Source organism: Streptomyces sp. NPDC094448, assembly GCF_044763775.1.
Lineage (GTDB): Bacteria > Actinomycetota > Actinomycetes > Streptomycetales > Streptomycetaceae > Streptomyces.
Genome location: NZ_JBIWGU010000009.1, coordinates 326626 through 340935, shown reverse-complemented (window position 1 = coordinate 340935; position 14310 = coordinate 326626). Strand labels below are relative to the sequence as shown.

Sequence of the window (14310 nt, the reverse complement as noted above, 5' to 3'; positions counted from 1 at the left end):
CCGTTCACCCGTTCTAGAGACCGGGCGGGTGTGCGGGGCCGGTCCGGGTCCGCCGTCCCGGTTCAGCGCACCGACCACCCGCTGAACCGGACCGTGCCGCGGGCCCCGCTGCCGCCGTTCATCGCCGTCATGAAGAAGCCCACGTCCTGCGCGCCGGCCGCGCCCGGCACGGTCACCGTGCCGACCGTGCGCCAGGTCGAGCCCGCGTCCGTGGAGAGCGCCCCCGTGTACGAGCCGCTCGCGCCGCCCGTCCCCCGGGAGAGCCTCAGCAGCACCGGCGCCTTGACGCCGGTGATCCGCCGGTAGGTGTCGAGAGAACCGTCGCCGTTGGAGTCGTACGAAAGGGCCACGCCCTGCCCCGGGGTGACCGCCAGATTGACGAAACCGGGCGCACCCGGCCGGTCCAGACCGTTGCGGGCGACGATCCCGGCCCTGGCCCAGCTCGCCGTGTTGGCCTGCGCGTCGACCCGGACGGTGACACTCGTGCCCGGCCGCAGCGCGCCCGCCCGGTAGGCCGTACCGAAGTGCGCGGTACCCCGCCACAGGTCGTTCCCGGCCCCGTTGACGGCGTAGCGGCCGCCGAACTGCCCGAAGACGGCCGCGTTGTTGCTGTACGTCCGCCAGCCGGCCGCCAGGGGCGCGGCCAGGTGGACCTCGCCGGCCTGGGCGACGGAGACGGGGGACCCGCCTTCGGGCCCGTACCGTGCGGTCAGCCGGTACGGCAGCGCCCGCAGCGGTTCGGTCAGGGCGTCGCCCGGGGCTGTGACCCGCCAGGACACCGCGCCCGATGCGCCCGCCGCCACCGGGGGCAGGGTGCGGGCCGCCGGGGCCTCGGGGGACAGCTCCGCACCGGACAGGGTGAGTTCGACCGGGCCGGTGGCGCGCAGCCCGCTGAGATTGCGGAAGGTCGCCGTCAGTGTGGCCGGGCTGCCGGGGTGGAAGGCCGGCGGGTCCACGGTCACCGCCGTCACCCCCTGGTACGGCGCGGCCGCCAGGGCGTCCCGGACCCGGAGCGCGGTGGTGTACGGGTCGCCGGTCGGCGCGGACGGATAGACCCGCCGGTCCTTCGTCCACGCCTCCTCCTGCGGATACCAGTCGAAGGACTTCGGTGCCCGGCCTGCTTCCAGCGCATCCGCGACCTCGGTCAGGAAGGCGTCCCACTGCGGTACGTGGACATCGGCGATCAGCCCGTTCCAGTCCCGGTTGGCGTAGTTCGACAGGGCGTCGGCGGCGGAACGGCCGGCCCAGGTGGTGATCAGCGCGCGGGCGGTCCGTTCCAGCTCCACCGCCTCCGCCGGGCTGGTCGCCAGCCGTTTGGCGTCCTCCAGCCAGGGCCCGAGCAGGAAGGAACGGTGACAGCCCGCCATGGAGTCCGCGAGCCGCATCAGCTTCAGCCAGAGCGCGGACACCCCCCGGAAGGCCGCCACATCGCGGCTCGCGCGGGCGGCGCGCAGCGCGAACTGGAGCGTACGCGACCGGTTCGCCAGCGCCTGCCGGGCCAGCTCCGTCAGATCGTGGCGGTAGGTGTCGGAGTCCCGCAGCTCCGGACCGGCCGCGAGGAGCGCGGCGAACGCGGTGTCGAAGCCCGCCGGGTCGAAGGCGGTCCCGATCGACGAGGCCAGCGACGGCCTGCGGAGGAAGTGCGAATCGTAGGGCCGGCCGTCCGTGCTGGCCAGCCGGTACGCGGTGGCCGCGAGCGCGCCGAACGCGGCCGCCGCCGAGGCGTCTTCGGAGCCGTAGCGGATGTGCGCGTACTCCGTGAACCAGGCCTCCCGGTCGATCCGCTCCCGCCGCCATGCCAGCTCGCTGAAGAGTTCGAAGGCCGCCGGGTCCCGCTCGGCCGCCTCCGGCATATAGGCGGTGCCCGCCAGGGCACTGCCCGGCCGGTCCCGCCAGACGGTGAACCGGTCGGTCCACCGGTCGGTGTTGGCGCCGAGCGTGGTGCGTCCGCCGAAGTTCGGGATGGTGCCGAAGGCGTACGGCGTGCCGCCCCACTCGGATTCCCGGTCGCCCGTGGTGTCCAGGTCGGAGAGTCCGTCGACGATCAGCATCCGGCGCTTGTCGACGGCGTCGAGGAGGGCCCGGCGGGGGTTGGACTGCCAGCCGAGGATCACCCAGACCGCGTTCGGACGGGCGGTCCGCAGCGCCTTCTCCACCGCGCGCGCCGCGTCCGGCACCGGTACGTCCCCGGCGTTGCCGCCCTCGTGCAGCAGGTCCATCTTGAACAGGTCGCAGGCGCCGAAGAGCTTCGCCTGGTGGCGGTAGAACGCGGCGGCCACCTTGGGGAAGACGGCGGTCCGCGGGTCCAGCCAGTCGGGGCGGCGGAGCCCGTTCCACACGCCCTGGGCGACCACCCGGGCGCCCGGATTGCGGTCCGCGAAACCGTCGGGGACCGTACCGAAGTAGCCGGGGAGCACCGGCCGCATCCCCAGCTCCCGCAGCCGCGAGGTGATCTTCCGGCCCAGTTCGGCGCGGGCGTCGAGCAGGGTCTTCGAGAGCGGGCCGCCGTATTCGCTCATGTTCTGGAGCAGCCACCACGCCTGGTGGGAGGGGGCGGGCAGCCAGGTGCGGGCCTCCGTGTCGGAGTAGCCGAAGTCCTTCAGCAGCCGGTGGTAGACGGCCTCCTGGCCCGGGGTCACCAGGACCTCGTTGCAGCCGTGCAGGGCGAGGACGTCGATCAGCCGCTCCCAGCGGGCCCAGTCGGCGTAGGGGGCGGTGTAGCCGTCGTGGGTGTCGTTATAGGCGAACCGGTGCGGTACGGTCGCCGACCGCTCCAGGGTCCGACCGGGCGCGGGCAGTACGTCCGGCAGGTCGACCCGGCTGCCCGACCACGAGATATGGGCCCGGCACACGTACTTCAGATACCAGTGGACGCCGGTGAGGAGGACCGCGGGGGAGGTGCCGTCGACCGCGATCCGCCCGGCTTCGCCGGTCACCGCGAAACGCTCCGGCCCGTCGACGAGGGCCAGCCGGAACTGCCCGGCGTGCCGGGGCAGCAGCCGCAGCAGCGCGGCCCGCGCCGCGTCCGCCGTCGGCGCCGCTTCCGGCTTCCCGGCCGGTGCTCCGGTACGGGGGGCGGCGACGGCACCGGTGCCGTCGAGGGCAGCCGTCGCGCCGATCGCCCCCGCGGTGCCCAGAACGGCACGTCTCGACAGCTCGAACATCAGGCTCCTCCGTGCGAAACGATGTAACTCACGTCACAGCGGTACAGTCCGGGCGCACGTTACCGGGCGTTCGCCCTCCCGCACGGGCCGCCACGGGGCACGATGACCGGATGCGGACGCCGAAGACGACGGGCGCGGTCCCGAAGGCCCTCGTGGCACTGGCAGTTGTGATGCTCGGACCGCTCACGGCCTGCGGACCGGGTGACGGGAGTGATGGGCGTGGCGGGCGCGGCGGGAGCCCAACACCCCCGCTGGCGGCGACGGGCACGCTGGAGCAGCTCGCGGCCCGGGCGGGGTGCGCCCCCGAGATCCGGGCGGGCGCCGAGGAGCTGCGTCAGGCCCGCTGTACGACCGGGGACGGTACGTACACCCTGGTCACCTTTGCGACCGACCGCGGCCAGCGCGAGTGGATCAACGCCGCCAATGACTACGGCGGTACGTATCTGCTGGGCTGCCGCTGGGTCGCCGCGGGCGGCGAGCGGACGATCACGGCCCTCCGGGCCCGTCTCGGCGGGGATCTGGAGCGGGGCGCGGACCACGGGACCGGGACGGTTCCGCCGGGCCCGGGGGAGGGACACAGCAGTCCCGGCAGCCCCGGCGGCCCCGGGAGTCATGGGGGCCACGGGGGCTGAGGCAGGCGGAAGCCGGGTCCGGCCCCATGGGGGCGGGCCGGACCCGGCGGCTCAGGCGCTCATCTGCTCACCGGCTCGTTTGCTCACCGGCTCAACTGCTCACCGGCAGCGCCGGCCTTCGTTGATGCAGGCGACCATCCGCCGCATCAGCCCGTCGTCGAACACATTGATGAAGTCACCGTGGTCCGTGACCGGTTTGTGCAGTTGTTCGGGGAAGGAGTCGACGGCGAAACCGGGGCCGGGCGGCAGGTTGTAGACGATCCGCTGCACCAGCTGCGGAATGGGCCGGAAGCCCCGGGGACAGCGTCCGGCACGGTCGGTGAAGGCGACATGCGTACGGTGGTTGGCGCTGTCGGTGTTCCGGCCGTCCCAGCAGCTCTGGAAGCGGAAGGTGCGGACGACCCGGCTGCCGCGGGGGCAGAGCGGATACTTCTCCTTCAACTGCCGGTCCTCGAAGCCGGTACAGCTCCAGGAGGCATTGGCGTTGGCCGGGCCGTTGACAAAGGCCTTGGCGTCGCCGGTGATGATCCGCAGCAGCCGTGGCATGGCGGTCACCGGGCCGTTCGGATTCCCGGCGAAGGCCAGCGTCACCTGCGAGGGGGTCTGAATCTCCCCGACGTTCTTGTCCCGGCCGCCGCCGTCCGCGTCGGCGTCGCTCTCGGACCGCCCGTTCTGCAGCCGCAGCACCGGCCAGTAGTACGAGGAGCGGTCGCCGCGATTGCGGCAGGTGGTGGCGCCGTTCGCCAGGTCCCGGTCGCTCGCGAAGGCGTCGTTGGCCTGGTTGCCGATGTAGTCGTGCATATGGTGGGCGCCGTTGGAGACCCCCGGGGCGACGATCACATTGTCGGAGTTGAACAGGCCGTTCGCATTGACACCGCAGTCGGTGGTGAAGACGCCGCGCGAGGCACCCCGGCGGTTCGGGGGCAGTTGTGCACTGGGGCGTACGGAGCGGATATCGGCGAAGTCGGACCGCACCGGCCCGTTCCCCGCCTGCCCGCCGCCCCCGTTCGCGGTCCCGTTGCCGCTCCCGCTCCCCTTGCCCTGCTCGTTCCCGGGCGGCCCGTCCGTGCCGAGGTCGTTCCCGTCGTCGGTGCGCAGGGTGCACGCGGCGAGGCCCTGCATACCGTCGAAGCGGAGCCCGCCCCGGTTCACCGCGGTGACGATCCGCTCGATACCGGCCCGGCGCTGCTCCTGGAGCGGGCCGAGCAGCTCCTTCCGCGCCAGCCCGGCATCCTGCCCGTAACGCTCCCTGCCGTCGGCGAACTGCCGGTATGCCTCGGTGATCCGGGTGTCCATCGCGGCCAGCTCCCGGTCCACGGCGGGACGGGCCGCCGGGGGCAGGGCGCGGGGCAGACCGTCGGCGACCTCGGGGCAGTCGATGGTGGACGCCACCGGAGTCAGGTCCGCCGGCTGCCCGGGACCGCGGCGGTCCGCACCGTCCTGGCCCGCCGAGGCGTAGACGTCGACGAGCACCACCCCGCCGCCGCCCAGCACCAGAGCGGCCACGGCGACGGCCGCACGGGCCGCCGGACGGGAGCGTTTCCTTCTGTTGCGTCGCATGGAACTCCTCCGCTGCTTCGTTGCCGGGGAAGAGCCGGATGCAGGTCTTCTGCCGCCGGCCCCGGCAGAGGGGGAAGCACGCCGTTCCATACGGGCAGGGAGGCCGCGGTGTTCATCCCGCGCTCTCCCCCTGCCCGGGCCCGCGCCGGACGGGGCGCCTATCCCGGTGCCGTTCCCCGGTCCAGATAGGCGAGTACGGCGAGCACCCGGCGGTTGTCGTCGTCCGACACGGGCAGGCCGAGCTTGGCGAAGATATTGGAGGTGTGTTTGGCCACCGCCCGCTCGGTCACCCCGAGCTGCGCCGCGATCGCGGCGTTCGACCGGCCCTGGGCCATCAGCTCCAGCACTTCCAGCTCGCGCGGTGTCAGCCCGCCCATCGGCCGGTCCTGGGACCGGCGCGTCAGGAGCTGGGAGATGACCTGCGGGTCCATCGCCGTACCGCCCCGGGCCACCCGGCGTACCGCGTCCACGAACTGCTCCGCGTCGAAGACCCGGTCCTTGAGCAGATAGCCGATGCCGCCGTTGCCGTCGGCCAGCAACTCCCTGGCGTACAACTGCTCCACATGCTGCGAGAGCACCAGCACCGGAAGTCCGGGCCGGGCCCGGCGGGCGGCCAGCGCGCACTGGAGTCCCTCGTCGGTGTGGGAGGGCGGCAGGCGGACGTCGACGACCGCGACGTCGGGTTCCAGTTCGGCGAGCGCCCGGCTCAGCTCCGGTCCGCTCTCCACGGCGGCGAGGATCTCGAAATCGTAGGCCTCCAGCAGCCGGACCAGGCCGTCGCGCAGCAGGAACAGGTCTTCGGCTAGGACAACGCGCAAGGAATCTCCATGGTGACCATGGTGGGACCGCCGGCGGGTGAGCTGACGGCGAGGACGCCGTCGAATGTACCGAGACGCCGTTCCACCCCGCTCAGTCCGGAGCCCCGGCCCACGACCGCCCCGCCCCGGCCGTCGTCGGTGACGGCGATCCGCAGCGAGCCCGCCTCGTACGAGATATCCACCCAGATCCGGTCGGCGTTCGCGTGCTTGACCGCGTTGGTGAGGGTCTCGCTGACCGCGAAGTACGCCGCGGACTCCACCGGCGCCTCCGTCCGGCCCGGCAGTTCGGCGTCGACTTCCGTGGCCACCGGCAGCCGCAGGGCGAGTGCCTTCACCGCGTCCCCGAGGCCGCGCTCGGCGAGCACCGGCGGATGGATGCCCCGGACCAGGTCCCGCAGCTCGGTCAGGGCCTCGGCCGACGATTCACGCGCTTTCGAGATCAGTTCCTTCGCCTTCGCCGGGTCCTTCTCCACCAGCGCCTCGATGGTGCCCAGGTGCATGCCCATCGCCACCAGCCGGGCCTGCGCCCCGTCGTGCAGATCCCGTTCTATCCGGCGCAGCTCCGCCGCCGACGAGTCCAGCGCGTCGTGCCGGGTCTCGGTGAGCCGGTCGATGCGCTGTTCGAGCTGCTGCTGCCGGTCGGGAGTGAGGACCGCGCCCACCAGCTGGAAGTGCACCCGGACCAGCCCGGGGCCGAACTTCAGCCCGGCGGCGAGCAGCACCAGGCCCAGGAGCGCCGCGAGCAGGGCCGTACCCCAGCCGCCGACGGGGACGAATCCGTACCAGTACGGATCGTCCAGCGCCGTCATGGGCTTCCACAGCCCCGCGCCGATCAGCAGCCCGAAGGCACCGTGCAGCACCAGCCCGGCGGCGAGCAGCACGATCAGCGCGCCCGCGGTCATGTCCACCAGCAGCCAGAGCAGGTCCCGCCAGGTCGCCGGGTCCTTCATCAGGAGGCTGCACCGCTCGACCTGCCCGGTGACACCGGCGCGGAGATCGCGCGGGAAGGGACGGTACGAGGCGGGGATCCGGATCCCCGCCCAGTCCGCGGCGAGCAGCCGGCGATGCCCGGACCAGACGCGGACCAGGTGGATCAGGGGCGGTGTGGTGAACACCCCGAGGCCCAGCGGTATCAGCGCGAGGGAGACCGCGGTCACCACGAAGAGGACGATGGAGCCGGTCAGCGCGAGGAGCGCCAGCACCAGGGCGCGTACCGGCGCCGCCGGCAGTCCGTGCACGGAACCGCCGCCCGTGGCGCGCGGGGAGCCGCCCGCTTCCGCCGCACTCACTGCCGAGCCCCTCGGCGTCGTACCCATGGACCTCTCCTCGCTGTCGGACCGGCTGCGGTCCCCGGTGCGGGCGACCCGCCGCCCCCGTACCAGTCTCGGCCGCCGCGGCGCCGCCGGTCACTGGGCCCTTCCCCCGAGTAGGGGTGGTGCTGGCACCACCCCCCGGACCTCGCCTTACGGCTCCGCACAGGGGGCTCTGACGGCTGGGACACCCGGGCGCCGCTTCCTAGCGTCGGAGACGACCTGAAACCCGCGTTCCGACCTTGGGGGGCCGGCACCATCATGAGGCGCAATCTCGCCGCACGCATCGGTATATGGAGTGCATACCACCGTAAAACGGCAGTCTTCGGCTGGTTGTTGTTCGTCCTGCTCGCCACCGTCGCGGGCGGATCGGCCGGAATGGTCGAGATGAGCGACGCGGAGAACGGCGCGGGTGATTCCGCCCGCGCCCTGAAGATCCTCGAGGAGGCGGAGCTGGAACCGCCCGCGGTTGAGCTGGTGCTGGTCAGCAGCGGTTCGCAGGGCGGCTGGAAGGCCACGGCGACCGAGCTGACCCGGGCCGTCGAGGCGACCGGCGAGACCGCAGAGGCCGACCCGCCGCTGCCGTCGGCCGACGGCAAGGAGGCCCTGATCCGGTTCGAGATGAAGGGCCCCGCGGACGAAGCGGGCGACCGGGTCGAGCCGGTGCTCAAGGCCGTCCGGGCGGCGGCTGAGGGCCGGGACGGGATCGAGGTCCACCAGTTCGGCGCGGCCAGCGCCGACGCATGGCTGAACGACCTGCTCGCCGACGACTTCACCAAGGCGGAGTTCACCGCCGTACCGCTCGCGCTGGGCATCCTGCTGGTCGCCTTCGGCACGGTCGTCGCCGCCCTGCTGCCCGTCGCCCTGGCGCTCACGGCCTGCGCGGCGGCCTTCGGACTGCTCTCCCTCGCCAGCCATCAGCTCCATCTCTTCCAGACCACCTACTCCGTGATGTTCCTGATGGGGCTGGCGGTCGGGGTCGACTACTGCCTCTTCTACCTGCGGCGGGAGCGGGACGAGCGGGCGGCGGGCCGGGACGCCGACACCGCCCTGCGGATCGCCGCGGCCACCAGCGGCCGGGCCGTCCTGGTCTCCGGTATCACCGTGATGCTCGCCATGGCCGGAATGTTCCTGTCCGGGCTGCTGCTCTTCGAGGGCTTCGCGCTCGCCACCATCACCGTCGTCCTGGTCGCCGTGATCGGTTCGGTGACCGTGCTGCCCGCGCTCCTGTCGTGGCTCGGTGACCGCGTCGACGCCGGACGCATCCCCTTCCTCCACCGCCGCCGGACGAAGAACCCGGAGGGCGGGGGATTCGCGGGTACGGTGCTGCGGCCCGTACTCGCCCGGCCCGGACTCTTCGCCGTCGCCGGGACCGTCCTGATGCTGGCTCTCGCCGCACCGGCCCTGGGCATGAAGACCGAGCAGCTCGGCATGGAGAAGCAGTTCGGCTCCGATTCCGCGCTGACCGTGGCGTACGAGAAGATCACCGCCGGCTTCCCCGGCGGACCCGACCCGGCCCGGATCGTGGTCCGGGCCGACGACATCGAAGCCGCCCCCGTCCGCAAGGCCCTGGCCGCCTTCGACCGTGACCGGGTCACCGTCCACCGCGCCGAGAACGTCGCCGAGATCGAAGTCCCGCTGCCCGGCGACGGCAGCGACAGCCGCTCCCGCGAGGCACTCACCGAACTGCGTGAGCGGACCGTCCCGGAGGCCTTCGAAGGCAGCGGAGCCCGTGCCTACGTCGCCGGCGAACTGGCCGAATCCGTCGATTTCACCGCACAGCTGAAGGACGGCATCGCCCCGGTCTTCGCGTTCATCACGGCCGTGACCTTCCTGGTGATGCTCCTGTGCTTCCGGTCCTATGTCATCGCCGTCACGTCCGTGCTGCTGAACCTGCTCTCGGTGGCCGCGGCCTACGGGGTGATGGTCGCGGTCTTCCAGCACGGCTGGGGCGCCTCACTGCTGGGTACGGAGTCGGTGGGCGCGATCGAGAGCTGGCTGCCGCTCTTCGTCCTCGTCGTCCTCTTCGGACTGTCGATGGACTACCACGTGTTCGTGGTCTCCCGGATCCGTGAGGCACGTGACCGGGGCGCGGAGAACCGCGCGGCGATCGCCGAGGGCATCCGCCGCACGGCGGGCGCGGTCACCGGCGCCGCGGTGATCATGGTGGCGGTGTTCGCGGTCTTCGGCACGCTGACCATGCAGTCCATGAAACAGATGGGTGTCGGCCTGGCGGTGGCCGTCCTGCTGGATGCGACGGTGGTGCGGATGGTCCTGCTGCCGTCGGTGATGGCCCTGCTCGGAGACCGCAACTGGCGCACACCGAGACTGCTCCGCCGGCTCCCCGCCCTGGAGCACGGCGAACCGGCGGAGGCGGAACCCCAGGTCCGCCGCCGCCACGCGGCCTCAGCCTGACAGGGAGCGGGCCCGGGGCGGCCGTACCCGTGGCCCGCCCCGCGCCAACCCCTTACCCGGGGCCCGCCCGTCCCCGCCCCTCGCCGCGCCCGCGCCGTACCCCGCGCCGCGCCCCCGCCGTACCGGCAACTGCGTCGGCACCGGCAACCGCGGCGGCACCGAAGCAGCCCGTACCACCGGACAGGCCCCGGTGGTACGGGCTCCACCACGCCCGCGCCCCCGCGGGTCACCCCGCCAGCAGCCGCGCCTCCGTCTCCGGGGAGATCCCCACCCCCGCCGCGGACAGCTCGCCGCCGACCCCGCGCAGCCACTCCCAGGTGTCCGCCACCGTCTCCGCGAGCGGCCGGCATCGCAGCCCCGCGCCCTTGGCTCGCCCCACGTTCAGCGTGTACAGCGCGCCCAGCAGATCCGCGGCCTGCGGCGGGACCCAGATCGGCAGATCCGTCCACGGCGAGACCCCAGCCGCCAGGATCCGCTCGGCAGGCGTCCACCGCAGCTCCACGGGCTCCCGGGAAGCGCCCTTCGGCGGCGGGCTCTCCGACACCACCCGGACGCACTCCGCGAGCACATCCCCGAACGTCGTCCCGCGCTGCTCCCCGACCATGTTGTACGGCCCGCTCAGCCCGGCCGCGGCCGCCGACAGGATCCACTCGGCCATATCCCGTACGTCGATGTACTGCACGGGCGCGTCCGCGGGCCCCGGCGCGAGCACCGTCCCGCCCCGGGCGATCCGCGACAGCCACCACGGCAGCCGCCCGATGTTCTCCCAGGGCCCGAGCAGCAGCCCCGCCCGTACCAGCAGCGAACGGTCCGCGCCGAAGGCCCCGACCGCCGCCAGCTCGCCACCGCGCTTGGATCCGGCGTACGGCACGTCCTCGTCGTCCGCCGAAGCGGTCACCAGCGGAGCCGACTCGTCCGAATCCGGCGGCGCGGGCCAGCTGTAGACCGAACAGCTCGACACGTACACATACCGCCCGGCGCGGTCCGCGAGCAGCCGTGCCGCATCCCGTACGGCCGTGGGCGCGGCCGCCCAGGTGTCGACCACCACGTCCCAGGAGCCGCCCGCGAGCACCGCCGGATCCGGCGGCCGCGTCCGGTCACCGGTCAGCGCGGTGACCCCAGCGGGCACCGGCCGCGTACCCCGGTTGAAGACCGTGACGTCCCAGCCCCGAGCCAGGGCGGCCGCCACGACCGCCCGCCCGGCGAACTCCGTACCACCCAGTATCAGAACTCTCATGCACCGACCCTGCCCCCAACCGCTCCCGGGGGAACAGGACTTCCGCTGACGGAGTAACCGCACGCCCCATCCGTCTCATCCGTCACGGGGCAATTTCCGACCGGACTCTCCCGCTTCCCGACCGGCGATGGCAGCATGTGGGGACCATGACAGAACCCCGGCCGCCGATGCGAGCCCTGCGGGCCGCACTCTTCGCGGCGGTGTGCACCGCTTTGTCGGCGACGGGGCATATGGTGATGTCCGGGCACGTTGTCCCTCTCGCCGTGCTGCTGCCCGCCTTCGCGGTGGCCGCCGCCACCGGCTGGCTTGCCGCAGCCCGCCGCCGCGGCCCGCTCGCGATCGGTACCGGTCTGCTCACGGCCCAGGGCGCCCTCCACTTCCTCTACGCCGGCGCCCAGGGCGACGCCGGCGGCCACCACCAGGGCACCGGTACCGCCGCCGTCGACTGGCTGCCGACCGGTGGTCCGGGCATGCTCGCGGCCCACGTTCTCGCCGCCGCGGTCTGCGGGCTCTGGCTGGCCAGGGGTGAGGAATCGTTCTTTCGGCTGGCGCGTGCCGTCGCCGCCCTCGCCTTCACCCCGCTGAAGCTGCTCCTCGCGTCCCCGGACGCCCACCACGTCCCGCGCCGCCGGGCCCTTCCCCGTACCACCGGGCCCGCGCGCTCCGGCGCCGCCGTCCTCCTCGGCCACACCCTGGTGCGCCGCGGCCCGCCGCCGCTCACCGGTACCCGCGCCACGGCCCCTGGAGCCGCCGTCTGACCGGGGGCCGCCTCCCCCATGTCGACACACTCACCTTCAGGAACGCCATGTCCATCGACACCTCTGCCCACGGCAGAACCGAGACCGAACAGGAGGCGGTGACCGGCTCCCTCTGGAGCAGGCTGCGCCCCCTCGTGCTGCGGATCCACTTCTACGCGGGGCTGCTCATCGCCCCCCTGCTGCTGATCGCCGCCGTCAGCGGACTGCTGTACGCGCTCTCCGTCCCGGCCGAGAAGATCGTCTACCGGCAGGAGCTGACCGTCCCCGCCGGTGACCGCTACGAGGGCCCCATGCCCCTCGCCGACCAGATCGCGGCCGCCCGCAACGCCCGTCCCGACGGCACCGTCACCGCCGTCTGGCCCGCGACCGGCGAACGCGACACCACCCGTGTTCTGATGGACGCCCCCGGCACCCCCGAGGGCACGTCACTCGCGGTCTTCGTCCATCCGCACACCGGCGAGATACGCGGCGAACTGCCCTCCTACGGCAGTTCCGGCGCCCTTCCCCTGCGGACCTGGCTGGACGGGCTCCACCGCGATCTGCGCCTCGGCGAGTTCGGCCGCAACTACAGCGAACTGGCCGCCAGCTGGCTCTGGGTCGTCGCCCTCGGCGGACTCGCGCTGTGGCTCGGCCGCAGACGGGCCTCCCGGCGCGCCCTGATCGTGCCCGAACGCGGAGCGAAGGGCCGCCGGCGAACCCTGTCCTGGCACGGCACCGTCGGACTCTGGGCCGTCGCCGGGCTCGTGGCCCTCTCCGCGACCGGACTGACCTGGTCCCGCTACGCCGGTGAGAACATCGGGGCCGTCCAGGACCAGCTGGGCGGTGCGACCCCGTCGGTCTCGGCGAGCCTCGACGGCTCCTCCGGCGGCGGTGACCACGCGAACCACGGCGGCGGCGGGACCGGCGGCGCCCACCACGGCGCCGACGTCGGTATCGACCGGGCCCTGGAGTCCGCCCGCGCGGCCGGGATCGACGGACAGCTGTCGATCACCCTGCCCGGCGAAGGCACCGGCTATCTGATCAAGGAGACCGACGCCACCTTCCCCGTCCACCTCGACTCCGTCGCCGTGAACCCGGCCGACGGCAAGGTGATGGACGAACTCCGCTTCTCCGACTACCCGCTGCTCGCGAAGCTGACCCGGTTCGGCATCGACGCCCATATGGGTGTGCTGTTCGGGCTCGTCAACCAGCTGGCGCTGGCCGCCCTGGCGCTCGCTCTGATCCTGGTGATCTTCTGGGGCTACCGGATGTGGTGGCTGCGGCGTCCCACCAAGGGCCGCTCCCCGGTCGGCCGCCCGGTACCGCGCGGAGCCTGGCGAAAGGTTCCGCCGCTCGCTCTGCTGGTGCTGGCCGCCGCGACCGTCGTGATCGGCTGGTTCGTACCGCTGCTCGGGATCAGCCTGCTGGTGTTCCTCGCCGTGGACCTCGCGGTCGGTGCCGTGACGAGGCTCCGGGCGCGCAGCGGCACGGCGGTCTGACGGACGCCGGCCGGTACGGCTCCGGGTACGGCCCCGGCCCCCGGGGCCGTACCCGGTCCTGAGTACGGTTCCGGTACCCGGCCCGGGTAGGGAACCCCGGGTGGGTAACCCCCGGGTCGGCCCCGCCCCCGGGCCCCCTTCTCAGGGCGCGTACTTGTACCCCACGCGCCGTACCGTCTGGATCGTGTGCCGGTGCTCCGCACCCAGCTTCCGCCGGAGCCGGGCGATATGGACGTCGACCGTCCGGCCGTCGCCCACATGCCCGTACCCCCAGACCGTCGACACCAGATGGTCGCGGGTGTGCACCCGCTGCGGCCGGGCCACCAGATGGGCCAGCAGCTCGAACTCCAGATATGTCAGGTCGAGGGCACGGCCGCCGACCCGGGCCACGCGTTCGGCCGGGTCGATCGCCACCGGCCCTTCCCCGTAACCGGACTGCGCGGTGCCGCGGCCCGCCGCCGCGGGGGCCGCCGCTTCCCCGGCCGGAGCGACCATCCCGGCCGGCCCGCCGGCCGGGGCCGGAGCGGACGGCAGCTGGTCGGCCGGGACCAGCACCAGATAGCCCACCATCGGCGGCCGCCCCGGCAGGGCCGGGACCTGGTGCTGGGGCGCGGGCAGCCAGGTGGCGCCGGGCGGCAGCAGATCCGTCAGCGTCCGCAGGGCACCGGGCGGTACGACCTCGCCGGGGGCGACGGCCCGCAGCCGGTGACGCTCCGGGCGGGCGGCGGGCGGCCGGCCGCCGGCCCGGCCCGGTACCGCGGAGGCGGCACCGGCCCGGGCCGCGGCCACCGCCGGGGCGGGCGAGAACGTACGGGTACGGGAGTTGACGATATTCGCCATGAGAGGTCAGCTCTCTTTCGCGCGGAGGGTTCGACGAGTCGGTGGAACGGACGTACGTCGTGCGCGCTGGCCGAAGGCCGGAAGACCGGTTTTAGAGG

General features: G+C 73.3%; 10 protein-coding genes. 4 read left to right on the top strand and 6 right to left on the bottom strand.

Annotated elements, in window-relative coordinates:
* Positions 1-62: 62 nt before the first annotated feature.
* Entirely contained in the window at positions 63-3164 is a 3102-nt protein-coding gene (locus ACIQ9E_RS19900) for an alpha-N-acetylglucosaminidase TIM-barrel domain-containing protein (RefSeq protein WP_403708727.1), read from the bottom strand.
* Positions 3165-3274: 110 nt separating this feature from the next.
* Between ACIQ9E_RS19900 and ACIQ9E_RS19895 the strand changes: the two genes are divergently transcribed.
* On the top strand, positions 3275-3796 hold the full coding sequence (locus ACIQ9E_RS19895) for a hypothetical protein (protein WP_403708725.1): 522 nt from the start codon (positions 3275-3277) through the stop codon (positions 3794-3796).
* A gap of 99 nt (positions 3797-3895) precedes the next feature.
* Here the strand turns inward: ACIQ9E_RS19895 and ACIQ9E_RS19890 are convergent, their stop codons facing one another.
* The 3 genes from ACIQ9E_RS19890 to ACIQ9E_RS19880 form a co-directional block, all read right to left on the bottom strand.
* Positions 3896-5356 carry a DUF1996 domain-containing protein gene (locus ACIQ9E_RS19890; protein ID WP_403708723.1) on the bottom strand — a complete coding sequence of 487 codons (1461 nt, stop codon included), beginning with the start codon at positions 5354-5356 and terminating at the stop codon, positions 3896-3898.
* 158 nt (positions 5357-5514) lie between these two features.
* Positions 5515-6174 (bottom strand): LuxR C-terminal-related transcriptional regulator, encoded by a 660-nt coding sequence (locus tag ACIQ9E_RS19885; RefSeq protein WP_403708721.1) that lies wholly within the window; start codon positions 6172-6174, stop codon positions 5515-5517.
* Positions 6159-7490 carry a histidine kinase gene (locus tag ACIQ9E_RS19880; protein WP_403708719.1) on the bottom strand — a complete coding sequence of 444 codons (1332 nt, stop codon included), beginning with the start codon at positions 7488-7490 and terminating at the stop codon, positions 6159-6161. Before ACIQ9E_RS19880 ends, ACIQ9E_RS19885 begins: the two co-directional genes overlap by 16 nt.
* A 255-nt stretch (positions 7491-7745) precedes the next feature.
* Between ACIQ9E_RS19880 and ACIQ9E_RS19875 the strand changes: the two genes are divergently transcribed.
* Positions 7746-9899, top strand: coding sequence for an MMPL family transporter (locus ACIQ9E_RS19875; protein ID WP_403708717.1), 2154 nt, complete (start codon positions 7746-7748; stop codon positions 9897-9899).
* Positions 9900-10125: 226 nt separating this feature from the next.
* Here ACIQ9E_RS19875 and ACIQ9E_RS19870 read toward each other — a convergent pair whose 3' ends face one another.
* Positions 10126-11136: an NAD-dependent epimerase/dehydratase family protein gene (locus ACIQ9E_RS19870; protein ID WP_403708715.1), complete on the bottom strand. Its 1011-nt coding sequence runs from the start codon at positions 11134-11136 to the stop codon at positions 10126-10128.
* Positions 11137-11282: 146 nt separating this feature from the next.
* Here ACIQ9E_RS19870 and ACIQ9E_RS19865 point away from each other — a divergent pair, with 146 nt between their 5' ends.
* Positions 11283-11894 (top strand): hypothetical protein, encoded by a 612-nt coding sequence (locus tag ACIQ9E_RS19865; protein WP_403708713.1) that lies wholly within the window; start codon positions 11283-11285, stop codon positions 11892-11894.
* 47 nt (positions 11895-11941) lie between these two features.
* Positions 11942-13372, top strand: a complete 1431-nt coding sequence (locus ACIQ9E_RS19860) for a PepSY-associated TM helix domain-containing protein (protein ID WP_403708711.1) — start codon at positions 11942-11944, stop codon at positions 13370-13372.
* Between the two features lie 141 nt (positions 13373-13513).
* Here the strand turns inward: ACIQ9E_RS19860 and ACIQ9E_RS19855 are convergent, their stop codons facing one another.
* Positions 13514-14212 (bottom strand): winged helix-turn-helix domain-containing protein, encoded by a 699-nt coding sequence (locus ACIQ9E_RS19855; protein ID WP_403708709.1) that lies wholly within the window; start codon positions 14210-14212, stop codon positions 13514-13516.
* Between the last annotated feature and the right edge of the window lie 98 nt (positions 14213-14310).

Excerpts from the sequence above, each read along its gene's own strand:
- ACIQ9E_RS19875 (WP_403708717.1), top strand. The coding sequence starts at position 7,746 with ATGAGGCGCAATCTCGCCGCACGCATCGGTATATGGAGTGCATACCAC.
- ACIQ9E_RS19900 (WP_403708727.1), bottom strand. The coding sequence starts at position 3,164 with ATGTTCGAGCTGTCGAGACGTGCCGTTCTGGGCACCGCGGGGGCGATC.
- ACIQ9E_RS19890 (WP_403708723.1), bottom strand. The coding sequence starts at position 5,356 with ATGCGACGCAACAGAAGGAAACGCTCCCGTCCGGCGGCCCGTGCGGCC.
- ACIQ9E_RS19865 (WP_403708713.1), top strand. The coding sequence starts at position 11,283 with ATGACAGAACCCCGGCCGCCGATGCGAGCCCTGCGGGCCGCACTCTTC.
- ACIQ9E_RS19860 (WP_403708711.1), top strand. The coding sequence starts at position 11,942 with ATGTCCATCGACACCTCTGCCCACGGCAGAACCGAGACCGAACAGGAG.
- ACIQ9E_RS19895 (WP_403708725.1), top strand. The coding sequence starts at position 3,275 with ATGCGGACGCCGAAGACGACGGGCGCGGTCCCGAAGGCCCTCGTGGCA.
- ACIQ9E_RS19870 (WP_403708715.1), bottom strand. The coding sequence starts at position 11,136 with ATGAGAGTTCTGATACTGGGTGGTACGGAGTTCGCCGGGCGGGCGGTC.
- ACIQ9E_RS19855 (WP_403708709.1), bottom strand. The coding sequence starts at position 14,212 with ATGGCGAATATCGTCAACTCCCGTACCCGTACGTTCTCGCCCGCCCCG.
- ACIQ9E_RS19880 (WP_403708719.1), bottom strand. The coding sequence starts at position 7,490 with ATGGGTACGACGCCGAGGGGCTCGGCAGTGAGTGCGGCGGAAGCGGGC.